This is a genomic window from Ramlibacter henchirensis (genome assembly GCF_004682015.1).
In the GTDB taxonomy this organism is placed as follows: Bacteria; Pseudomonadota; Gammaproteobacteria; order Burkholderiales; family Burkholderiaceae_C; genus Ramlibacter; species Ramlibacter henchirensis.
In genome coordinates this window covers 1,443,033-1,464,698 of record NZ_SMLM01000001.1, presented here as the reverse complement: position 1 = coordinate 1,464,698, position 21,666 = coordinate 1,443,033, and the positions used below count along the sequence as shown (strand labels likewise).

Genomic DNA, 21,666 nt, shown 5'->3' with positions numbered 1-21,666 from the left:
GAGGCTCCTCACCCGAGCAGCGCCAGCGAGAACTCGCGAGCGTTGAAGGTTTCCAGGTCCTGCAGTTTCTCGCCGACGCCGATGAAATACACGGGCACGGGCTTTTCCTGCGCGATGGCGGCGAGCACGCCGCCCTTGGCCGTGCCGTCGAGCTTGGTGACAACCAGGCCCGTGAGGCCCAGTGCATTGTCGAAAGCCTTCACCTGGGCGAGCGCGTTCTGACCGGTGTTGCCGTCGATCACCAGCAGCACCTCGTGCGGCGCATCGGGCTGCGCCTTCTGCACCACGCGCTTGATCTTGCGAAGCTCCTCCATCAGGTGCAGCTGCGTCGGCAGGCGGCCGGCGGTGTCGACGATCACCACGTCCTTGCCGCGCGCACGTCCGGCATTCACTGCGTCGAAGCTCACCGCCGCGGGATCGCCGCCTTCCTGGCTGACGATTTCGACGGTGTTGCGATCCGCCCAGATCGTGAGCTGTTCGCGCGCCGCAGCGCGGAAGGTGTCGGCTGCGGCGAGCAGCACCGAGGCGCCTTCGTCGGCGAGGTGCTTGGTCAGCTTGCCGATCGAGGTCGTCTTGCCCGCGCCGTTCACGCCCGCGACCATGATCACGGTCGGCTGCCGCTCGCCGATCACCAGCGTCTTCTCGAGCGGCTTGAGCAGCTGCGCGAGGGCGTCGCCGAGGATGTTCTTGACTTGCACGGGTCGGGTCGCGCCGGTCGAGGCGACTTTGCGCTTGACCTCGTCGAGCAGGTGCTGCGTGGCCGAGACGCCGGTGTCCGCGAGCAGCAGCGCCGACTCGAGTTCCTCGTAGAGCTGGTCATCGATCTGCCCGCCCGTGAACACCTGAGCGATGTTGGAACCCGTCTTTCGCAGGCCGGCCGTGAGGCGGTTCATCCAGCCTTGCCGCTCGGGAGCCACGGGCGGTGGCGCAACCGGCACGTCCATGGCCTTGACGAGCGCGCTGCCGATGAGCCCGCCGGAAGGCGCTGGCTCAGGTGCAGGCGCGTGAGCGGGAGCGGGCGAGGGCGCGATGGCCGGCGCGGCCTCGAATGCGACGGGCGCAGATGGCGCGATCCGCTCGACAGGCGCGACAGGCGCGGCGGTGGGTTCGGGAGGGAGCGGCGTCGCAGCCGGCGCGGGCGCGGGAGTGGCCGCCGGTTTTCTGCGGAAGAAACTGAACATCGGCTAGGTTTCTAGAATCAAGGGATTCTATGAAACACCCCCTGCGACGCGCGGCGGCCGCCTGCTGTGCCGCGTTGTTCCTCGCCGGAGGCGGCGCGATCGCCCAAGCGCCCACGGCACCCACCTCCAGTTCCTCGACCGAGGCCGCCGCCAACCAGGCGGTGCAGTACACGCTGCCCAACGGCATGACGGTGATCGTCAAGCCCGACCGGCGTTCGCCCACCGCCGTCCACATGCTGTGGGTGCGGGTGGGCTCGATGGATGAGGTGGACGGCACGACCGGTGTGGCCCACGTCCTGGAGCACATGCTCTTCAAGGGCACCGCGCGCCTGGCGCCCGGCGAGTTCTCTCGCCGCATCGCGGCCATGGGCGGGCGCGAGAACGCTTTCACGGGCCGCGACTTCACCGGCTACCACCAGCAGATCCCGGCGGCCAAGCTGGAGGAAGTGATGCGGCTGGAGGCCGACCGCTTCGCCAACAACCGCTGGCCGGACGAGGAGTTCCGGCGCGAGCTGGAAGTGGTCAAGGAAGAGCGGCGCCTGCGCATCGAGGATTCGCCGCGTTCGATGCTGTACGAGGTGATCAGCGGGACGGTCTTCCTGACCTCGCCCTACCGGCGGCCGATCTCGGGCTGGATGAGCGACCTTCATTCCATGACGGCGCAGGATGCGCGCGAGTTCTACCAGCGCTGGTACGTGCCCGCCAATGCAGCCCTGGTGGTGGCGGGCGACGTCGATCCGGCGCAGGTGCTGCGGCTGGCCGAGCGCTTCTACGGCAGCGTGCCGGCGCGGGCGGTGCCCGTCCGCAAGCCGAGGACCGAACCGCAGCAGGCGGGCATGCGCCGCGTCGAATACAAGGGGCCGGCCGAGCAGTCGTACGTGGCGCTCTCGTTCAAGGTGCCGCAGCTGCGCAGCTTCGAGCCGAGCGCGGACAGCGATGACGCGCTGGCGCTCACGGTGCTCGCCGCCGTGCTCGATGGCTACAGCGGCGCGCGGCTGGATCGCGCGCTCACCCAGGGCGAGGACCGCGTGGCGGACAGCGCGGGTGCGGGCAACGGGCTCTGGGGTCGCGGCCCGCAGCTGTTCACGCTGGACGGCGTGCCGGCGCCGGGCAAGACGCCGGAACAGGTCGAAGCCGCGCTGCGTGCCGAGGTGGCGCGTGTCGCGCGCGAGGGCGTCAGCGAAGCGGAGCTGCAGCGCGTGAAGACCCGCTGGATCGCGGCCGAGGTCTACAAGCGCGATTCGGTGTTCAGCCAGGCGCGCGAGCTCGGCACCTTCTGGGCGTGGGGCCTGCCGCTCGATTCCGCCGAACGGCTGATGGAGCGCCTCAAGGCCGTCACCGCGCAGCAGGTGCAGGCCGTCGCGGCGAAATACTTCGTCGACGACCAGCTGACGGTCGGCATCCTGCGGCCGATCCCGCGCGATCCGGCCGCTCGCCCGCGCACGCCGCCGGCCGGCTTGCGGCACTAGGAGGCGTCGGATGCCGTCAGCAATCAGCGTGATGCGCAAATGCGTTCTGGTCCTCCTGCTCGCGTGGGGACCGGTCGCCTGGGCGGCCCTGCCGATCCAGCACTGGCGACAGCCCAGCGGAGCGCACGTCTACCTGGTGGAAAGCCGGAGCATCCCGATGGTCGATGTGCACGTCGACTTCGACGCGGGCGGCCGGCGCGATCCGCCCGGGCAGACCGGTTTGGCAAGCGCCACCGCCTCCATGACGGGCAAGGGCCTGCTGCCGATCGGCGGCGAACCGGCGCTCGACGAGAATCAGCTCGGCGAAGCCTGGGCCGACCTCGGCGCCGGCTTCGGCGGCGATGCGGGCAGTGACCGCATGAGCTTCAGCCTGCGGTCCCTCACCGACCCGGCGCTGCTGGATCGCGCGCTGCACCTCGCGGCGCGGCAACTTGGCGAGCCCGCGTTCCCGGACCATGTGTGGCAACGCGACCGGCAGCGCTGGGCCGCTTCGATCCGGGAGGCCAACACGCGCCCGGGCACGGTCGCTTCGCGGGCTTACCACGCGGCGGTGTACGGCGGCCATCCCTACGGCGCCGACGTTACGGAAGCCTCGTTGGGGGCGATTGGTGTTGACGACATGCGGCGCTTCTTCCGGGCCCATGTGCTGCCTTGCCGCGCGAAGGTGAGCGTGGTGGGCAACGTCGACCGAGCGCAGGCCGACGCGATCGTGACCCGCATGCTTGCGAGGCTGGCGCAAGGGCAGGGCGATTGCGCGGCGCTGCCGCCGGTGCCGGAGGTGCCTCCGCTGGCCTCGCCGTTCACGCGCGCCATTCCCTTCCAATCGGCGCAGGCGCACGTGCTCATCGGGCAACCCGGCTACAAGCGCAGCGACCCCGACTACTTCCCGCTGCTCGTGGGCAACTACATCCTGGGCGGCGGCGGACTGGTTTCGCGGCTGTCGACCGAGGTCCGCGAAAAACGGGGCTTGTCCTACGGCGCATACAGCTACTTCTCGCCGGGGCTGCACGCGGGCGCCTTCACCGTCGGCCTGCAGACCCGGCCCGACCAGGCGGCCGAAGCCGTACAGGTCGCGAAGGGCGTGGTCGCGCGCTTCGTCGCTGAAGGGCCGACCCCCGACGAGCTCAAAGCCGCGAAGGACTACCTCATCGGCGGTTTCCCGCTGCGCATCGACAGCAACCGCAACCTGCTGGACAACGTGGCGTCGATCGCCTGGAACAACCTGCCGCTCGACTACCTGGACACCTGGACCGCGCAGGTCGCCAAGGTCAGCGCGGAGGACGTGCGCGCGGCGATGGCGCGCAAGCTGCAACCCGAGCGCATGGTGACGGTCACCGTGGGTGCTGCGCCGCCGTAACTCAACTGTCAACTCTAACAGGGCGCGGGCTTTGCCTGCGGCTCGTTTTGGCGAAGAATCGGGTTCACGAGCTGTCACATGGGACTCGGAAGGCCGGTCGAACAAGAAGAACGCGGCTTCGAACAAGAGAGGAATACGGCGCGGCGCCGCAAGGGCCGCGCCGGTTTTTTTGCGCTCGCTTAAAGTGGGCGCCCCATGCCTCGCTCCGCCCCGCGCACCGCCCGCGTGCCCAATGAAGTCCGCATCGTCGGCGGCCAATGGAAGCGCACGCGGCTTCCCGTCGCGGACAAGCCGGGGCTGCGCCCGACGCCGGACCGGGTGCGCGAGACGCTCTTCAACTGGCTGGGGCAGGACCTCGACGGCTGGCGCTGCGTGGATGCGTTCGCCGGCACGGGCGCGCTCGGGTTCGAAGCTGCGTCGCGCGGCGCCAGGCAGGTCGTGCTGGTCGAGCAGGATCCTGAGCTGGTCGGCACGCTGCGCTCCATCAAGGCCAGGCTCTCCGCTGATGCGGTGGAAGTGCGCCGGGCGAACGGACTGTCCGTCCTGAAGGAGTTCTCCGGCGCCGGCCTCGATCTGGTGTTCCTGGACCCACCCTTCGACGCCGACCTCTTCGACAAGGCGGTCGCCGCGGCCGTGCCGGCGTTGGGCGAAGGCGGCTTGCTGTACCTGGAGGCGCCGACCCTGTGGTCAGCCGCCCAGGCCGACGCGGCTGGACTGGTGGTCCAGCGCCACCTGAAGGCCGGCGCGGTCCATGCCCACCTGCTCGGGCGGGCGGCTTCCCCGGCCGCATAATCCGCTGCGGCTCGTCCCTCGTTCGCCATGGCCCAACACCCCGTCATCGCCGTCTATCCCGGCACCTTCGACCCCATGACCCTGGGCCATGAGGACGTCGTGCACCGCGCCACCCAGTTGTTCGAGAAGGTGATCGTCGCGGTCGCCGCGGGCCACCACAAGAAGGCGATGTTCTCGCTAGCCGAGCGCATCGAGATGGCGCGCGAGGTGGTCAAGCCCTATCCGCAGGTGACGGTCGAAAGCTTCTCCGGCCTGCTGCGCGACTTCGTCGTGGCGCGCGGTGGCAAGGCCATGGTGCGCGGCCTTCGCGCGGTGACCGACTTCGACTACGAGTTCCAGCTGGCGGGCATGAACCGCAGCCTGATGCCGGACGTGGAGACCGTGTTCCTCACGCCCAGCGACAAGTACCAGTTCATCAGCAGCACCTTCGTGCGCGAGATCGCGGTGCTGGGTGGCGAGGTCGACAAGTTCGTCTCGCCGCTCGTGCAGCGGCGCCTGCAGGAGAAGGTCAGGAGCCTGGGCGGTCCGTAGGCCTTTCCAGCTGCGACCACCAGCGCCGCAGCGCGTGGTTGACCGCATGCGGCTGTTCCATCGTCAGCATGTGACCGCACCGGGGCAGCAGCACCAGCTGCGCGCCGGGCGCGAGCTGCGCGATCTCGCGTGACAGCTCCGGCGGCGTGAGCTGGTCGTCCTCGCCGCACATCACCAGCACCGGGCAGCGAAGCGAAGGCAGGTGTCGGCGCGCATCGGGCCTTGCGATCACGGCCCGGTTCTGCGCAATGAGCTGCCCGGCGGCCGCGCGCAGCACGAACTCCAGGTAGCGGCCGACCAGCTCGGGGTCGCGTGCATGGTCCGGGTGGAATGCCATGGCCGCGTTCGGCTCGATCACTTCGCGCACCCGCCCCTGTGCGAACAGCTCGATCGCCTTCTCGCGGATGCCGCGCATCTCCTCGTCTTCGGGTCGCGCGCTGGTGCCCAGCAAAGCGAGGCCCAGGACGCGCCCGGGCGCCTGTCGCGCCGCCTCCATCGCGATCATTCCGCCCATCGATGCGCCGCACAGCGCAAGCGGGCCCGGATGTCGCGCGAGCAGCGCGGCCGCCATCTCGGGCAGGGTGGCGTGGCGCATGTGGACGTCGGCCACCTCGGGCCGCAGGTCCTCCAGCCCTTCGAGCTGGTCGCGCCACATCACCTCGTCGCCGGCGAGGCCGGGCACCAGAACAAGCGTCATAGCAGGCGGTTGGCGGCCTGCGAAAGACCGAGGGCCGCATAGAGTTGCGAGCCTTGTCGCCGCAGGCGACGGGACTCGGGCTGCGAGCGGATCTGCGGCTGCAGCAGGTTCTGGGCTCCGGGCAACTGCCCGCTGCGGATCAGCGCATCGAGGTGGATCTGCGAGAAGAGGTCGCGCTGGGCATGGCTGCCGCCGATCTCCAGCATGCGCGGCAAGGCCTGCCCGAGTTGCCGCACGGCCTGGACATGCTCGCCGCGCGCCCAGGCCAGAAGGCCCCGGCCGGCGGGAACGCACACGTCCTGCCACACGGCACGTTCGTGCTCTGGCGCGGTGGCGGCACGTGCCTCGATGTTGGCCATGAGGACGTCGGCCTCCGGCCGGCCGGCGCGAGCCAGCCCGACCAGGTACTGCAAGTCCAGGAAGGGCAGCACCTGATCCTGGGTGCGGGACAAGAGGTACGTCGCGAGGTCGTGCCAGCGATCGCCCACGTCGAAGCCTGCCAGCTCCAGCCGTGCCAGCAGCGACACCGCGTTGATCTGGTCCTGCGTGTAGTCCTTGGCGACGCCCCACACCTGCCGGTCGTGGAGCTCCAGCACCTCGTCCGCGCGATCGAGCTCCAGCGCGAACAGCGCCTGGTGCCACCAGTTGTGCGTGACCATGAAGGAGTTCAGGCCCTCCCAGGTTTCGCTCACGTCGCGCAGGAAGGCGTGGCCCTCGACGATGCGCCCTTGCGTGAGCATCACGTGCGCGAGTGCGTGGTGCGCCCACGGTTCCTTGCGCCGCATCGCGATCGCGCGGCGCGCATGCGCCTCGGCCTGCTCCAGCCCGTGGCACTGCTCCCAGGCGAACGCCAGCATGCCGTGCAGGTAAGGCACGTCGGCTGCGTGAGGCTCGGCCGCAAGCGCGATGCGCAGCATGCCCGGTGCGTCGCCGCGGTTGAACAGGTGGTAGTGGCCGAGCTTGAGCGAGACCAGGTCGCGCGGGTGCTCGCGCGCCTGCTCCTCGTGCAGTCGGATCGCGCGCGGCACGTCCGCGTCGGCCCACGCGGCGACGGCCGCGATGAAGCGCTGCTCTCGCTGCGTCGTGCGCGCGGCGCCGGCCAGCGCTCGTTGGATGAAGGGACGCGCATTCACGGGCGCTTCGCGCGACTCCGCGAACATGTGCACCGCGGCGATGCAGGCCTGCAGGATGGGCGACGGGTCCTCGGCCGCGGAGAACACGTTGATCGCGCGCGCCTCGCTGGCGATGAAGCCTTCGACGAAGTCGTTCAGCAGCGGCAGGGAGCCGCCACCCTGTTCAAGCGTGACCGGGTTGCCGAGCGCGTCAGTCCACATGGTCCAGCGCTTCGGACGGCGGCTGGGGCCAGGGCCGCTGCGGATCGCGCAGCATCTCGAAGGCACGCGCGACCTGCAGCACGCCGAGGTCGTCGAACCGCTGCCCCGCGATCTGCAATCCGATGGGCAGCCGGTCGCTCGTGTAGCCGCAGTTGATCGAAGCTGCGGGCTGCTCCGACATGTTGAAGGGCACGGTGAAGCCGATGTGTTCGAGCGGCCGCATCGGATCGTTGGTGGGCGAGGGCAGTTCGGCGGCAAACGCCGGCACGGGCGACACCGGCGAGATCACGTAGTCGAAAGCGCGGCAGGCATTGACTGCGGCGACGCGCGTGACGTGGAACTGGCTGAACGCCTTGAACACGGCTTCGCCGCTCATGCCCGCGGCGCTCTCGGCCCACGCGCGGATGTACGGCAGCACCTTGTCGCGGCGGGCGGGCGGCAGCGCCTTCAGGTCCGCGTGCGAGCGCATCCGCCAGAAGTGGTCCATGCCGTCGAGCATGCCCAGTGTCATGAAGGGCTCCATCGGCTGCACGTGCGCACCGACGCGTTCGAAGATGCGCGCCGCGTTCTCCACCGCCGCCTTCACCTGCGGCATCACCGCGAGTCCGCAGCCGGCCTCCAGCAGCAGGCCGATGCGAAGGCCCCTGAGCTTCTCGACCCCCGCGTCGGCCTGGTGCCAGCCGATGTCCTGCCACGGCAGGCTCATGCTGTCGCGAGGATCGGGGCGTGCGAGCACCTGCATGAAGAGCGCCGAATCCATCACCGTGCGCGTCATCGGCCCCGCCGCGCGGCCCATGTACGGCGGGTCGATCGGGATGCGGCCCAGGCTGGGCTTGAGCGTGAAGATGCCGCACCAGCCCGCGGGCAGCCGCAGCGATCCGCCGATGTCCGTGCCGACGTGCAGCGGGCCGTAGCCTGCGGCTGCAGCAGCACCACCACCCGCGCTGGAGCCGCCGGGCGTCATCGCCAGGTTCCACGGATTTCGCGCGAGCGGATGGAAGCTGGAGAGGCCCGAGGACAGCATGCCGTAGTCGGGCATGGTGGTCTTGGCGATCACCACGCCGCCCGCCTCGCGCACGCGCGCCGCAGGCGGTGCGTCGGCGTGGGCGGGCAGCAATTCAACCGCGGCCGTGCCCAGCGGCGTCGGGTCGCCCTCGGTGGAGATGTTTTCCTTCAGCGTGAGCGGCACGCCGTCGATCGGGCCGAGCGGCTCGCGGCGCAGCCAGCGCCTTTCGCTGGCACGGGCCTGCTCCAGCGCTTTTTCCGGCCGCAGCAGGTAGAGCGCCCGCAGGTGGCGCTCCCAGCGCTCGACGTGCGCGAGCACGACCTGCGCAACCTCCACCGGGGAGAAGTCCCCCCGGCGGTAGCCGTCCGTCAGCTCCGTGGCGGAGAGCTCATGCAGCGCGCGGTCCGGGGACTGCTTGGTCATGCCGCCTTCGACGCATCACCCCACGACAGCCCCGACAGGTCGTTCGCGAAGATGGGCATGTCCTTCCAGAGGCCGCGCACGCCGCGGTTGGCCACCGTCACCCACTGCGGCTGGTAGAGGAAAGCGTGCACGCTGTCCTGAGCCAGCAGGCGCTGGATGTCCGCCAGCAGGCGGGTGCGATCCTTCGGGTTGCCGGTGGACTTGTACTGGTTGTACAGCTCGTCGAACTTGGGGGACTTGTAGCCCCAGTAGTAGTCCGGCTTGGCGAAGTTGCCCAGGTCGAACGGTTCGACGTGCGAAATGATCGTCATGTCGTAGTTCTTGTTGCCGTACACGCCCGACAGCCACTGCGCCCACTCCACGTTCTGCAGCTTGGCCGTGATGCCGATCTTGGACAGCTGCGAGGCGATGACTTCTCCGCCTTGGCGCGCATACGGCGGCGGCGGCAGCGTGATCGTCAACTCCAGCGGCGAGGTGATGCCCGCCTCTTTCAGCAGCGCCCGCGCCTTTTCCGGATCGAACGGGTTCACGTTCGTCACGTCGACGTAGCCCGGTGCGCTGGGCGGGTAGTGGCTGCCGATGGGCGCGCCGTAGCCGTCGCCCGCGCCCTGGATCACGGCCTTGCGGTCGATGGCCATCGCGATGGCGCGGCGCACCCGCACGTCGTTGAACGGCTTCTTGCCATTGTTCAGCGCCAGGATGGTCTTGGCGCGCGAACCGGACACGACCACCTGGAAGCGCGGGTTGCCCTTGAACTGCTCGACGCTGCGCGGCGTCACGCGCGGGAACGCGTCGACGTCGCCGGCCAGCAGCGCGGCGACCTGCGCCGCCGGATCGGCGATGAAGCGGAACGTGGCGCGGCGCAGCTTGATGTTGGCCGCGTTGCGGTACTCGTCCCACTTCACCAGGCTGACGGAAGAACCCTTGACCCAGTTCTCGAGGCGATACGGCCCGGTGCCCACCGGCTTGGTCGCGTTGCTGTCGGCGCTCTTGGGCTCGACGATGATGGCCGTGGCCTGGCCCATCAGGAACGGGAAGTCGGGATCGATTTCCTTGGTCAGCACGACCACCGTGTGATCGTCCACGACCCGCGTGGTGAGGTTGGCAAAGGTGCGCTTGTCCTTGTTCGTGCTCTTCTCGCCGGCGGCGCGGTCGAACGAGAACTTGACGGCCTGCGCGTTGAACGGCTCGCCGTTGTGGAACTTCACGCCCTTGCGCAGCCGGAAGGTGTAGGTGGTGAGGTCGGGCGAGACCTCCCAGCTTTCGGCCAGCAGCGGCGTGACGTTGCCGTCCGGGTGGATCTTGGTCAGCGTCTCGTAGATGTTGTAGAGCGTGACCTCGCCGATGGAGGAGGCCGCGCCTCCGGTGGGATCGAGGCCGGGGCTGGGCTCCAGGGCCATGGCCAGCACGATCGAGTCCTTGCGGCCCTGGGCCAGGGCCAGTTCCGGCAGGACGAGCGGCAGGCCCGCGGCGGCGGCGGAGGTGAGGACGGTCCGTCGTTTCAACATGTCGATGCTCCAGGGAGGTCTAACGAAAGTGGCAACTCGCGAGGCGCGGGCATGCGCCCACGGCAGAGTGGTTTTCCATCATCCCCGACATGGGCGAAGCAAGGCAATAGGGTTTGCTCATGTCGCGGTGGCGGTCGCGCCGGGCGGCTCGGCGCGCGGCACGGCTTCCAGCAGTGCCCGCGTGTAGGGATGCTCCGCGGCGCGGAACAGCTTGTCGGGCGGGCCCTGCTCCACGACCCGGCCCTGCCAGAGCACGGCGACGTCTTCGCAGAGGTGGTGGACCACCGCAAGGTCGTGACTGATGAGCAGGTAGGTGACGCCGAACTCGCGCTGCAGGTCCTGCATCAGGTTGAGCACCTGCGCCTGCACGGAAACGTCGAGGGCGCTCACCGGCTCGTCGGCCACGATCAGCTTGGGCCGCGTGATCAGCGCCCGGGCGATGGCGATGCGCTGCCGCTGCCCGCCGGAGAACTCGTGCGGGTACTTGCCGAGGTCGTTCGGGCGCAGGCCCACGGAGGCGAGCACGTCGCCGGCGCGGCGCCGCCGTTCGGCCGCGGCCACCTCGCCCTGGGCCGCGAGCGGCTCGGTGACGATGCGCTCGATCGTCATGCGGGGGTCCAATGAGCCGTACGGATCCTGGAACACCATCTGGAAATCGCGGCGTGCGCGGCGAAGCTCCTCGCGTGGCAACTCATGCAGGTCGCGGCCGGCCATCAGCACGCGCCCGGACGTGGGGCGGTCCAGCGCCATCACCAGCCGCGCCAGCGTGGACTTGCCGGAACCGGATTCACCGACGATGCCCAGGCTGCGGCCGGCATGCAGCGTCAGGCTCACGCCGTTGAGGGCCTGCACCATCGGCGGCGGCCCGCGCAGCTTCTCGCGCGGCATCGTGTAGTGACGCACCAGGTCCTCGACCTGCAGCAGCGGAGCACTCATGCGAGCACCGCCGCCTTCTCCGCGGCCACGGTATCGAGGCGGATACATCGGGCGCGCTGGTCGGGCCCGACCTGAAAGGGCGGCGGCACCGTGGTGTGGCACTCCGGGATCGTCAACCGGCAGCGTCCCGCGAACGGACAGCCCGGCGGCAGGTCGACCAGCTCCGGCACCGTTCCCGCGATGGTGGTAAGCCGTCCGCCGCGCGGCGCGCCCAGCCGCGGACGTGCGCCGAAGAGGCCGAGCGTGTACGGATGCATTCTGTTGGCGAAGACGGCCGTAGTCGGTCCGCTCTCGACCACCGCGCCGCCATACATCACCATCATCCGCGCGACGTTCTGCGCCACCACGCCGAGGTCGTGCGAGATCAGGATCATGGCCATTCCGCGTTCGGCGACCAGCCCGCGGATGAGGTCGAGGATCTGCTTCTGGATCGTCACGTCCAGCGCGGTGGTGGGCTCGTCGGCGATCAGCAGGTCCGGCCCGCAGGCCAGCGCCATCGCGATCGTGATGCGCTGGCGCTGGCCGCCGGAGAACTGGTGCGGGTAGGCGTCGATGCGGCGCGCGGCGTCCGGGATGCCCACGCGGTCCAGCAGCGCGATGACTTGCTTGCGCGCGGCCGCGCCCGTCAGGCCGCGGTGCAGCCGCAGCGGCTCGGCGACCTGGCGCCCGACCGTGTGCACCGGGTTGAGCGCGGTCATCGGTTCCTGGAACACCATGCCGATGCGGTCGCCGCGGATGTCGCACAGCTGGCGCTCGGGCAGGCCCACCAGTTCGCGGCCTTCCAGGCGGATGCTGCCCGTGACACGCGCGTTCTCCGGCAGCAGGCCCATCAGCGCCATCGCGGTGATCGTCTTGCCGCAGCCCGATTCGCCCACCAGGCCGAGCGTCGCACCGCGCTCCAGCGTGAAGCTCACGTCGCGCACGGCGCGAGCGGGGCCGCGCTGGGTCTGCAGTTCCACGGTGAGGTCGCGTACTTCGAGCAGCGGCATCGTCTCGTCTTCTTCAGCGCTTGCGAGCGAGCCGCGGATCGAACAGGTCGCGCAGTCCGTCGCCCAGCAGGTTGAGGCCGAGGACCGCGAGTGCGATCGCCACGCCGGGGAACACCGCCAGTTGCGGCGCCTGGAACATCAGCGTCTGCGCTTCGCTCAGCATGCGGCCCCAGGAAGGCTGGGGCGGCTGCGTGCCCAGTCCAAGATAGGAAAGCGCCGCCTCGGCCAGGATGGCGATGGCGAAGCGGATGGTGGCCTGCACGATCAGCACGGAGGCGATGTTGGGCAGCACGTGCTCCATCGTGATGCTGAACGCGCCCTTGCCGCAGGCTCGCGCGGCCAGCACGAATTCCCGCGACCAGATGGCGTTGGCCGATGCCCGCGTGATGCGCGCAAACGTCGGGATGTTGTAGATGCCGATCGCGATGATGGCGTTGACCATGCCCGGCCCGAACACCGCCGTCAGCATGATGGCCGAGAGGATCGCCGGGAACGCGAAACCGAAGTCGGCCACGCGCATGATCACTTCCTCGACCCAGCCGCGCCGCGCAGATGCGAGCAGTCCGAAAGCCGTGCCGACCACGAGGCCGATTCCCACCGCGATGAACCCGACCGCGATCGAGGCGCGCGCCCCCACCAGAAGCAGCGACACCACGTCGCGCCCGTATGGGTCCGTGCCCAGCAAGTAAGCGCCGCCCGGCGGCACGAGACGGGCCGACATGTCGATGTCGTACGGGTTGTAGGGCGTCCACACAAAAGACAGCGCGGCGGCCGCTGCAAGAAGCAGCGTGAGCACCCCGCCCAGCACGAAGCTGCGGTGCCGCAGCGCGCGCCTCCAGAAGCCCGGCACCGCGGCGAGCGGCGCGGCCGGCAGGGGTACGGCGCTCATATCAGCGCCCCCACGCTTGCCGCGCATGCGGCTGCGCTGCCCCCCGAGGGGGCCTTCGCGCCTAGGGGCGGCCCGTCGGCGCTCATATGTCGCTCGCCTTCACGCGCGGGTCGATCGCCGCATACAGCACGTCGACCACGAAGTTCACGATGACCACCATCGCCGCGAGCAGCATCACGCAGTTGCGCACCACGATCAGGTCCCGGTTGGAGATCGACTGGAAGATCAGCCGGCCCAGGCCCGGCAGGTAGAAGACGCTCTCCACCACGATGGTGCCGGCGAGCAGCTCGGCGAACTGCAGGCCCATGATGGTGATGACCGGGATCATGGCGTTGCGAAGCACGTGCCCCCACAACGTGGCGCGCTCGCTCACGCCCTTGGCGCGCGCGGTGCGCACGAAGTCCTCACGCAGCACCTCGAGCACGGCCGATCGCGTGATGCGGGCCAGGATGGCCGACTGCACCACGGCCAGCGAGAGCGCCGGCAGCATCAGCGCGCGAAGGCCGGGCAGCAGCCCTTCCTCCCAGCCCGGAAAACCGCCGGCCGAGAACCACTTGAGCTGCACCGAGAACAGCAGGATCAGCAGGATCGCGAACCAGAAGTTCGGGATCGCGATGCCCACCTGCGACACGGCCATCACGCCCACGTCGCCCAGCTTGTTGTGGCGCGCGGCGGCGTAGATGCCGGCGGCCAGAGCGATGAGCGACGTCAGCACCATCGCCATCACGGCCAGGGGGACGGTCAGGCTCAGCCGTTCGAGGACGAGTTCGGAAACCGGCGTGCTGTAGGCGTAGCTCACGCCCAGATCGCCTGTGAGCAGGCCGCCTATCCAGCTGAAGTAGCGCTCGAGGGGAGGGCGGTCGATGCCCAGCTTGCGAGCCAGCGCCTGCACCGCGTCGGGTGAGGCGTCCGGCCCCATCAGGATCTGGGCCGCGTTCCCGGGCAGGATCTCCAGCACCAGGAACACCACCACCGAAGCGCCCACCAAGGTCGCCACCAGGGTGATCAGGCGCTTGAAGAGGAAGACGCTCATGCAGCCGCCGATAATGCCAGATCAGGTCGGCAACCAATTCACGGCAGAGGGCGAACGCATGGCATTGATGATCACGGACGAGTGCATCAACTGCGATGTCTGCGAGCCCGAGTGCCCCAACCAGGCCATCTTCCTGGGGCCCGAGATCTACCAGATCGAGCCGGGCAAGTGCACCGAGTGCGTGGGCCACTTCGACCAGCCGCAGTGCGTGCAGGTCTGCCCGGTCGCCTGCATCCCCGTGAACCCCGCGCACGTCGAAGACCGCGAGACGCTCTGGCAGAAGTACCGCCGCCTGACGGCGCAGGCGGCGCAGCAGTCCAAGCCTTCCGTCTAGCGCGCCGGCACGGGCCGCGGCAGCAGCTTGCCGCCGGGCGCGGCCTTGGGGACGTGGGCCGGCTTGCCATCGCCCTTCGCCTTGGCGCCTTCGCCGCCGCCCCTGGCCTTGCCGCTCTTGCCGCCCTTTTCCTTCTTGTCCGGCTTGCTGCCCGGCGCCGTGGCGGTGAACACGTCCAGCTTGCGCGTGCCCGCCTTCTCGGGCCATTTGTGCGGCTCGGGCCTGGCCTCGGCGGACGGCGGCGGCACGTAGACCTGCGCAGGCCGGGCTTCCTGCTTGAGCCGCTCCTTCTCGAGCGCGTCCGCGAGCTTGGCGTCGCGCTGCGCGTCGGCCGTGGCCCGCCGGCTCTCGTCGGCCGTTGGGGTCGGCGCCTCGGGCGCAATGGCCCTGGCGCCCGCGCACGGCTGGCTGCCGTAGCTGTCGCCGCAGCGGTAGATGGTTTGCGCCTGGGCGACGGCGATGCCGCAGGCCAGCGCCAGCGGCGCTGCCAGAACTGCCTTCATGACGGGCTCCTCCCTGGTTGGCGCCCGCAGGTCTTGGTCAGCCTGCTTCGGGCGGACGCGGCGGCTTGGGCCGCGGCGGCTTGCTGGTATGGACGATCAGCGTCGCCTTGTCCATCTCGCCGGCGAGCATCGCGGGCACGGCCTTGAGCGTGCGATCCACGCATTCGTGGATGGCTTCGCGCTGTTCGGGCGAGGGCTTGCGCAGCACCCAGTCGACGACCTCCGCCTTCACGCCGGGATGGCCGATGCCCAGGCGCAGGCGCCAGTAGTCGCCGGTGCCCAGCTGCGCATGGATGTCGCGCAGGCCGTTGTGGCCGGCGTGGCTGCCGCCGAGCTTGAGCTTGGCCTGGCCGGGCGCGACGTCGAGCTCGTCGTGGACCACCAGGATCTCCTGCGGCGCGATCTTGAAGAAGCGGGCCAGCGCCGCGACCGACTTGCCCGAAACGTTCATGAAGGTCTGCGGCTCCAGCAGCCAGACCGGCCGGCCGTGCACGTTGCCGCGCGCAATGAGGCCGTGGTAGCCCTTGTCCATCGTGAGCTGGAGCTTGAGGTCGCGCGCGAGCGCGTCCACCCACCAGAAGCCCGCGTTGTGGCGGGTTCCCTCGTACTCCGTGCCCGGATTGCCCAGGCCGACGAACAGCTTGATCATGAGTTGATGGTAAGGCGAAACAACGCTGGTTTCGCCAATGAAAAGGCCCGCCGGAGCGGGCCTTCTTCCTTCAGGTGAAGGGGCTTACTTCTTCGCGGGGGCCTTGGCGGGCGCCTTGGCCGGGGCGGCCTTGGCATCGCCACCCTTGGCGTCGGCCTTGGCGGCCTTGGCCGGAGCAGCGGGCGCCGCTTCGGCAGCCGGAGCGGCGCCGGCTTCGGCCTCGGGCGTTTCCTCGGCCACGGTCAGCGCGAGCGAGACCATCACCGGGTCCTTCTTGCCGCTGGCCACGGCGGTCACGCCCTTGGGCAGGGTGATGTCGCTCAGGTGCAGCGTCATGCCTTTCTTCAGGCCGGACAGGTCGACTTCGATGAACTCGGGCAGGTCGCCCGGGAAGCAGGAGATGTCCAGTTCGGTGAGCACCGGGTTGACCACGCAGTTCTCGAACTTGACCGCCTGCGATTCCTCGGCCTTCACGTAGTGCACCGGCACCTTCATGTGCAGCTTGGTGCGGGCGTCAACACGCTGGAAGTCGATGTGCTGGACCAGCTGCTTGAACGGGTGCATCTGCACGTCGCGCAGCAGAACCTTGCTGGTCTGGCCCTGGAGTTCCATCTCCAGGATGGTGGAGTGGAACGCTTCCTTCTTGAGGGCGTGCCACAGCGCGTTGTGGTCCAGCTCGATCAGCTGCGGCTGGCCTTGCCCGCCATACACGATGCCGGGCGTCTTGCCCGTGTTGCGCAGACGGCGGCTCGCACCCGTACCCTGCTTCTGGCGCTCGAAAGCGACGAATTTCATGACTCTCTCCGAAAGCGAAGCCCACCGCGACCAGTGTGGCTCCGGGTTGCGCGGGCCGGCCCCATGCCGCCCCGTCGATGTCTCAGAACAGGTTTTCCTGTTCCGAGAACAAACTCATCACCGACTCGCCTTTGGCGATTCGCTGGATCGTCTCGGCGATCAGCGGCGCCACGGTGAGCTGTTGGATCTTGCTGCAGCCGCGTGCGGCTTCCGACAGCGGAATCGTGTTGGTCACGACCACTTCATCGAGCGCCGAGCCCTTGGCTATGCGCTCGATGGCGGGGCCCGAGAAGATGGCGTGCGTGCAGTACGCGTAGACCTTCTTGGCGCCGCGCTCCTTGAGCACCTCGGCCGCCTTCACCAGCGTGCCTGCGGTGTCGATCATGTCGTCCATGATCACGCAGTTGCGGCCCTCGATCTCACCGATGACGTGCATGACCTCGCTGACATTGGCGCGAGGACGGCGCTTGTCGATGATGGCCAGGTCCGTCCCGAGCTGCTTGGCCAGCGCGCGGGCGCGCACCACGCCGCCGACGTCGGGCGAAACGACGATCAGGTTCTCGTAGTTCTTCGAACGCACGTCGTGCAGGAGCACGGGCGACGCGTAGATGTTGTCGACCGGGATGTCGAAGAAGCCCTGGATCTGGTCGGCGTGCAGGTCCATCGTGAGCACGCGAGACACGCCGACCGTCTGCAGCAGGTTGGCGACTACCTTCGCCGAGATCGGCACGCGAGAGCTGCGCGGGCGGCGGTCCTGGCGGGCGTAGCCGAAATAGGGGATCACGGCGCTGATCCGCTCGGCCGACGCGCGCTTGAGCGCATCGACCATGATCAGCAGCTCCATCAGGTTCTCGTTGGTCGGGGCGCAGGTGGACTGCACCACGAACACGTCGCGCGCGCGCACGTTGGTGTTGATCTCGACGGTCACTTCGCCGTCCGAGAAGCGGCCGACGCTGGCCGCCCCGAGCGAGATCCCCAGGTGCTCCGCGATCTCGGCCGCGAGGCCGGGATTGGCGTTGCCGGTGAACACCATGAAGTCGGGATTCGGGAGAGCCTGCATGTGCGGACCAGTGTGCGGGTCGTCAGACACCAAGTTTTCTCGTCAACCGGCGCGGACCGCCACGGCCCGCCGCCACCAAAAGTGATCTGACCCCGAATGGGTTTGGCAGGGGAGGAAGGACTCGAACCCTCGCATGCCGGAATCAAAATCCGGTGCCTTAACCAACTTGGCGACTCCCCTACACGGGTCGACCGCTGCAATCAGCGGCCCACCGAATCGTCGCGGGAAGCCCAGCCCGCCAGCGGATGGACTTCCAGATTGCTGCACTCCCGCACTTGCCAACCGTGCCAGGACGGCGGCGCCGCGGCGGGCGACTGCCCGGGGGCCAGCGGCGCGAACACCGCACTGCCCGACCCCGTCATCCTGCCCGGCAGGCCCTGCCGGGCCAGCCAATCCAGCGCCTCGCCCACCTGAGGGCAAAGCCGCTGGGCCACGGGCTGCAGGTCGTTTCGGCCGAACCGCAGCGGGTTTGCAGCAAAGCCCGAGATTATAGCAGCGGCGCTGTCGCGGCGCAGCGCCGCATCACGGAAGATGGATGCCGTGTCCAGTCCCTGCGGCGGCTTGACGACCACGAAGCGGCCGCGCGGCACGTCCACCGGCGTGATCTGCTCGCCGATGCCCTCGACCCACGCGTTGCGTCCGCGCAGGAAGAACGGAACGTCCGCGCCCAGCGCGAGGCCGAGCTGCTCGAGCTGCGCGAGCGACAGGCCCGTTCGCCACAAGCGGTTCAGCGCCAGCAACGTCGAGGCCGCGTCGGAAGACCCGCCGCCCATGCCCGCCTGCACCGGCAGGCGCTTGTCGAGCGTCATGTGGGCGCCGTCGCGCGCGCCGGCAGCCGTCTGAAGCGCACGTGCGGCGCGAAGCACGAGATCGTCAGCGGGGACTGCTTCGCCCACGTCATCGCGGCTGAGCGTGCCGGCCGGCCGGAGTTCGAAATGCAGCGTGTCCTGCCAGTCCAGCAGCATGAACACCGACTGCAGCAGGTGGTAGCCGTCGGCGCGCCGGCCGGTGACGTGCAGGAACAGGTTGATCTTGGCCGGCGCCGGCACGTCGTAAAGGGCTCGCATGCGATCAGCGGTCCAGCACCACGCGCAGGTCGGCTTGCGGCGGCGGCTCATGGCGCTGCGCGCGCAGTCGGCCCTCGGCGAGCTGCGACAGGTCCGCTTGCCAACCGGGGACCGGCGTGTTCACGCCTTCGAGCCAATCAAACAGCGCAGCAACCGGAATGGCCGCGCCGGCCGCCTTCTCGACCATCTCCTCGATCGAGGCGAACTGCTGCGGCGGCTGTCCCGGTGTCTGCAGCACCGCAGTGCCGGGCTGCCACTGGAGCAACGCGAGCGTGCCGCCCAGCGGATTGAGCAACGTCAGCTGCCCGGCCTGCGGACGGCCGCGCAGCTCGAAGCCGGCGGAGAAGGACTGGCTCGGCTGGTCCTGCACGGACAACGCCAGTCGCCCCGAGCGGACCTCGCCCGAGGCGGCATCGACAACCGGTGAGCGGGGCAGCTGCGCACACGCTGCCAGCAGCAATGCCACGCACGCCGCGCCGGCGCGCGCCGCGATCATGGCTTGACGCGCAGGCGCTTGAGAGTCTCCTGGAGCGTCTCGTTCTCGGCGTTGAGCATCAGGCCTTCGCGCCAGATCGCCTGCGCCTTGTCACGTTCGCCGACGGTCCAGAGCACTTCGCCGAGGTGCGCGGCGATTTCGGCATCGGGCCTGGCCTTGAACGCGGTCTCCAGGATGCGCAGCGCCTCGCTGCGGTTGCCCAAGCGGAACTCGACCCAGCCGAGGCTGTCGCTGATGTAGGGATCGCCCGGTGCGAACTCCAGCGCTTTCTGGATCAATTGCCTGGCTTCCGTCAGGCGCAGATTGCGCTCGGCGAGCGAGTAACCCAGCGCGTTGTACGCGTGGTGGTAGTCCGGTTTGGCGGCGATGACCTGGCGAAGCAGACGCTCCATCTCGCCCACGTTGTTCAGCTTCTCGGCCATCATGGCCTGGTCGTACAGCAGGTCGACGTCCCGCGGGTCCTTGGCGGCCGCTTGCGAGAGCAGGTCGAAGGCGGCCTTGTACTGCTTCTGGTCGCGCAACAGCTGGACCTCGGCCGTGACCTTCACCTTCGCATCGGCGGGCGATCGCTCCGGCAGCGAGCGGATCAGCTTGCGCGCTTCGTCCAGCTTGCCCTGCCGGGCCAGGATGGACGCCCGGCGGTTCTGCGTGGCGATCAGGTCCTGCGAGCTGTCGATGCGGTCGAGCCAGGCGTTGGCACCGGCGAAATCGCGTCGCTTTTCGGCGATCTGTGCAAGCGAGAGGTAGGCCTGCGCAAGCCCGCGGCTGCGCTCCTGGCCGCTTCGCTGCGACTGCGCCAGTTCGACGTAGCGCTTGAGCGTGGTTTCGGCCGGCGCCAGCTGGTTCTCCTGCACCTGCAACGTGCCAAGCGCGAGCCAGGCCTCGGCCAGGTCGGGCTTCTCGGTCGTGACCAGCTGCAGCTGCCGGGCGGCTTCGGAATAGCGGCTCGCATCGATCAGCGCTCGCGCGTAGCCCATGCGGATTTCCGGAAGGCCCTTGCCGTCGAGGTACGTGCGCACGATCGGCTCGGCCTGCGGCACGCGCGGGTCCATCAGTTCGAGCGCCAGCAGGGCGGGTGCTTCCGACTGCGGATTCGCCGCCTGGCCGCGACGGGCCGCTTCCAGCGCGCCGGGGGTGTCGCCCGCGGCCAGCCGCATGCGGCCGACGCTCGACCAGGCGGCTGCGGAGGTCGCCGGGTTGGTCAGCATGTCCGCCAATGCCTGTTCCACCACGGCCACGGCCTGCTTCTTGTCGCTCACGCGAGCGTACAGGCGGGGGATCGCGCTCAAGGCGGCGGCGCGCTCGCTCGGTTCGGCGAGCGCCAGTTCCGTCCGCAGCGGCTCGCTGCTCTCGGCGACCTGGTTCAGCGCCAGCAGGATCTGCAGCACATAGCGGTTGGCGTCGCGCGACTGGGGTTGCGCCTGCTTCCATGCGCGTGCCGCCTGCAGTGCGGCATCGCCCGCACGGTTCTGGAAAGCGATCTCCACTGCGCGCTGGTAGAGCGACGGATCGTTCGTCTTGCGGGCCGCATCGAGCACCAGCGAGTAGCCGGCGGCCGATTCCTCGCCGCGCGCGTTCAACTCGCCCAGGAGCAGCTGGTAGAAGAGCTCGGCGTCGAGGGCGCTGACTACCGGAGGAGGGGAGGCCGCAGCGGGTGGTTCGGTCTGCGCGAGACCCGCCTGCGCCAGCGCCAGCGAGAGGAGCGCGCCCGCGGCCAGTCGGGAGCTGGAGTTCATCCGGACCATAATAATCCAAGCCCCCTCGCACGCCCCGCAATGCCCGAATTACCTGAAGTCGAGGTCACCCGCCTGAGTTTTGCCGAACGCATCGCAGGGGCCCACATCGAACAGGTGCGCATGGGCAAACCGCTGCGCTGGCCGCTGGGCTGCGCGCCGGCCGAGCTGGTCGGCCGGCAGGTGCAGGCGGTGCGGCGCCGCGGCAAATACCTGCTGCTGGATCTCGATCGCGGACTGCTTCTGCTGCACCTGGGCATGTCCGGCAGCCTGAGTTTCGCGCCGTCGCAGCCGCCACCCGGCACGCACGACCACTTCGATCTCGTCACCAGCCGCGGCGTGCTGCGGCTCAACGACCCGCGCCGCTTCGGCGCCGTCGTGCACGTGGAAGAGGAGCAGGCGCCCGGCGCCGTCAAGCTGCTGGGTGCGCTCGGGGTGGAGCCTCTCGACGACGGCTTCGATCCGCAGGCCTTCCACGCCGGGCTGCGCCGCCGCAAGGCGCCGATCAAGCAGGTGCTGCTGGCCGGAGACGTGGTGGTCGGCGTGGGGAACATCTACGCATCGGAGGCGCTGTTCCTCGCGGGGATCCGTCCGACCCTGAGCGCGGCCCGCATCAGCCGTCCGCGGGCGCTGAAGCTGCACGCCGCGATCCGCGACGTGCTGGCCCGCGCCGTCGCCCAGGGCGGCAGCACCTTGCGCGACTTCTCCAACGCCCATGGGGAATCCGGCTACTTCCAGCTTGAGGCCATGGTGTATGGGCGGGCCGCACAGCCATGCCGTGTGTGCGGCACCACGGTGCGCGTCATCCGGCAAGGCCAAAGAGCGACTTTTTACTGCCCCTCGTGTCAGAAAGCATGAAGGCTCAGCCGTCGCCGGGTATATTC

At 69.3% G+C, this 21,666-nt stretch carries 22 protein-coding genes and 1 tRNA gene; 6 read left to right on the top strand and 17 right to left on the bottom strand.

Going from position 1 to position 21,666, the window contains the following annotated elements; all coding sequences use genetic code 11:
- Window positions 1-8 precede the first annotated feature (8 nt).
- A complete protein-coding gene (gene ftsY, locus EZ313_RS07230) occupies window positions 9-1,181 on the bottom strand; it encodes a signal recognition particle-docking protein FtsY (RefSeq protein WP_135262508.1) in 1,173 nt (390 codons plus the stop codon).
- 29 nt (window positions 1,182-1,210) lie between these two features.
- Here ftsY and EZ313_RS07225 point away from each other — a divergent pair, with 29 nt between their 5' ends.
- The 4 genes from EZ313_RS07225 to coaD all read left to right on the top strand — a co-directional run bounded on the left by EZ313_RS07225 (window position 1,211) and on the right by coaD (window position 5,330).
- Window positions 1,211-2,650, top strand: coding sequence for a M16 family metallopeptidase (locus EZ313_RS07225; RefSeq protein ID WP_135262507.1), 1,440 nt, complete (start codon window positions 1,211-1,213; stop codon window positions 2,648-2,650).
- Window positions 2,651-2,681: 31 nt separating this feature from the next.
- Window positions 2,682-4,007, top strand: a complete 1,326-nt coding sequence (locus EZ313_RS07220; RefSeq protein ID WP_240788622.1) for a M16 family metallopeptidase — start codon at window positions 2,682-2,684, stop codon at window positions 4,005-4,007.
- Between the two features lie 195 nt (window positions 4,008-4,202).
- The gene (gene rsmD / locus EZ313_RS07215) at window positions 4,203-4,799 is read left to right on the top strand and encodes a 16S rRNA (guanine(966)-N(2))-methyltransferase RsmD (RefSeq protein WP_135262505.1); all 597 of its coding nucleotides are present in this window, start codon (window positions 4,203-4,205) and stop codon (window positions 4,797-4,799) included.
- 27 nt (window positions 4,800-4,826) lie between these two features.
- Complete coding sequence (coaD, locus tag EZ313_RS07210; RefSeq protein ID WP_135262504.1) at window positions 4,827-5,330, top strand: pantetheine-phosphate adenylyltransferase; 504 nt, start codon at window positions 4,827-4,829, stop codon at window positions 5,328-5,330.
- Here coaD and EZ313_RS07205 read toward each other — a convergent pair.
- From EZ313_RS07205 to EZ313_RS07165, 8 genes are all read right to left on the bottom strand, one after another.
- Window positions 5,308-6,027, bottom strand: a complete 720-nt coding sequence (locus EZ313_RS07205; protein ID WP_135262503.1) for an alpha/beta fold hydrolase — start codon at window positions 6,025-6,027, stop codon at window positions 5,308-5,310. The genes coaD and EZ313_RS07205 overlap by 23 nt on opposite strands.
- Window positions 6,024-7,361 carry a tetratricopeptide repeat protein gene (locus EZ313_RS07200; protein ID WP_135262502.1) on the bottom strand — a complete coding sequence of 446 codons (1,338 nt, stop codon included), beginning with the start codon at window positions 7,359-7,361 and terminating at the stop codon, window positions 6,024-6,026. Before EZ313_RS07200 ends, EZ313_RS07205 begins: the two co-directional genes overlap by 4 nt.
- Window positions 7,351-8,790 carry an amidase gene (locus EZ313_RS07195; protein WP_135262501.1) on the bottom strand — a complete coding sequence of 480 codons (1,440 nt, stop codon included), beginning with the start codon at window positions 8,788-8,790 and terminating at the stop codon, window positions 7,351-7,353. The genes EZ313_RS07200 and EZ313_RS07195 overlap by 11 nt, the downstream gene beginning before the upstream one ends.
- Window positions 8,787-10,298, bottom strand: a complete 1,512-nt coding sequence (locus EZ313_RS07190) for an ABC transporter substrate-binding protein (RefSeq protein WP_135262500.1) — start codon at window positions 10,296-10,298, stop codon at window positions 8,787-8,789. The genes EZ313_RS07195 and EZ313_RS07190 overlap by 4 nt, the downstream gene beginning before the upstream one ends.
- Window positions 10,299-10,415: 117 nt before the next feature.
- Window positions 10,416-11,234, bottom strand: coding sequence for an ATP-binding cassette domain-containing protein (locus EZ313_RS07185; protein WP_135262499.1), 819 nt, complete (start codon window positions 11,232-11,234; stop codon window positions 10,416-10,418).
- Window positions 11,231-12,223, bottom strand: coding sequence for an ABC transporter ATP-binding protein (locus EZ313_RS07180; protein ID WP_135262498.1), 993 nt, complete (start codon window positions 12,221-12,223; stop codon window positions 11,231-11,233). Before EZ313_RS07180 ends, EZ313_RS07185 begins: the two co-directional genes overlap by 4 nt.
- A gap of 13 nt (window positions 12,224-12,236) precedes the next feature.
- On the bottom strand, window positions 12,237-13,112 hold the full coding sequence (locus tag EZ313_RS07175; protein ID WP_135262497.1) for an ABC transporter permease: 876 nt from the start codon (window positions 13,110-13,112) through the stop codon (window positions 12,237-12,239).
- Window positions 13,113-13,194: 82 nt separating this feature from the next.
- Window positions 13,195-14,145, bottom strand: coding sequence for an ABC transporter permease (locus EZ313_RS07165; RefSeq protein WP_135262496.1), 951 nt, complete (start codon window positions 14,143-14,145; stop codon window positions 13,195-13,197).
- A 58-nt stretch (window positions 14,146-14,203) separates the two neighbouring features.
- Between EZ313_RS07165 and EZ313_RS07160 the strand changes: the two genes are divergently transcribed.
- Window positions 14,204-14,479, top strand: a complete 276-nt coding sequence (locus EZ313_RS07160) for a YfhL family 4Fe-4S dicluster ferredoxin (protein ID WP_135262495.1) — start codon at window positions 14,204-14,206, stop codon at window positions 14,477-14,479.
- Here the strand turns inward: EZ313_RS07160 and EZ313_RS23250 are convergent.
- The 8 genes from EZ313_RS23250 to EZ313_RS07120 all read right to left on the bottom strand — a co-directional run bounded on the left by EZ313_RS23250 (window position 14,476) and on the right by EZ313_RS07120 (window position 20,785).
- Window positions 14,476-14,982, bottom strand: coding sequence for a hypothetical protein (locus tag EZ313_RS23250; RefSeq protein ID WP_167772540.1), 507 nt, complete (start codon window positions 14,980-14,982; stop codon window positions 14,476-14,478). The genes EZ313_RS07160 and EZ313_RS23250 overlap by 4 nt on opposite strands.
- A gap of 37 nt (window positions 14,983-15,019) precedes the next feature.
- Entirely contained in the window at window positions 15,020-15,631 is a 612-nt protein-coding gene (pth, locus tag EZ313_RS07150; RefSeq protein WP_135262493.1) for an aminoacyl-tRNA hydrolase, read from the bottom strand.
- A gap of 84 nt (window positions 15,632-15,715) precedes the next feature.
- Entirely contained in the window at window positions 15,716-16,426 is a 711-nt protein-coding gene (locus EZ313_RS07145) for a 50S ribosomal protein L25/general stress protein Ctc (RefSeq protein ID WP_135262492.1), read from the bottom strand.
- A gap of 82 nt (window positions 16,427-16,508) precedes the next feature.
- Window positions 16,509-17,486, bottom strand: coding sequence for a ribose-phosphate pyrophosphokinase (locus EZ313_RS07140; RefSeq protein ID WP_135262491.1), 978 nt, complete (start codon window positions 17,484-17,486; stop codon window positions 16,509-16,511).
- A 103-nt stretch (window positions 17,487-17,589) separates the two neighbouring features.
- Window positions 17,590-17,666, bottom strand: a tRNA-Gln gene (locus EZ313_RS07135).
- A 20-nt stretch (window positions 17,667-17,686) separates the two neighbouring features.
- Window positions 17,687-18,553, bottom strand: a complete 867-nt coding sequence (locus tag EZ313_RS07130) for a 4-(cytidine 5'-diphospho)-2-C-methyl-D-erythritol kinase (protein ID WP_135262490.1) — start codon at window positions 18,551-18,553, stop codon at window positions 17,687-17,689.
- Window positions 18,554-18,557: 4 nt separating this feature from the next.
- Window positions 18,558-19,049 carry a lipoprotein insertase outer membrane protein LolB gene (locus EZ313_RS07125; protein WP_135262489.1) on the bottom strand — a complete coding sequence of 164 codons (492 nt, stop codon included), beginning with the start codon at window positions 19,047-19,049 and terminating at the stop codon, window positions 18,558-18,560.
- Window positions 19,046-20,785 (bottom strand): tetratricopeptide repeat protein, encoded by a 1,740-nt coding sequence (locus tag EZ313_RS07120; protein ID WP_135262488.1) that lies wholly within the window; start codon window positions 20,783-20,785, stop codon window positions 19,046-19,048. The genes EZ313_RS07125 and EZ313_RS07120 overlap by 4 nt, the downstream gene beginning before the upstream one ends.
- A gap of 39 nt (window positions 20,786-20,824) precedes the next feature.
- Here EZ313_RS07120 and mutM point away from each other — a divergent pair, with 39 nt between their 5' ends.
- The gene (mutM, locus tag EZ313_RS07115) at window positions 20,825-21,640 is read left to right on the top strand and encodes a bifunctional DNA-formamidopyrimidine glycosylase/DNA-(apurinic or apyrimidinic site) lyase (RefSeq protein WP_135262487.1); all 816 of its coding nucleotides are present in this window, start codon (window positions 20,825-20,827) and stop codon (window positions 21,638-21,640) included.
- Window positions 21,641-21,666: the final 26 nt, after the last annotated feature.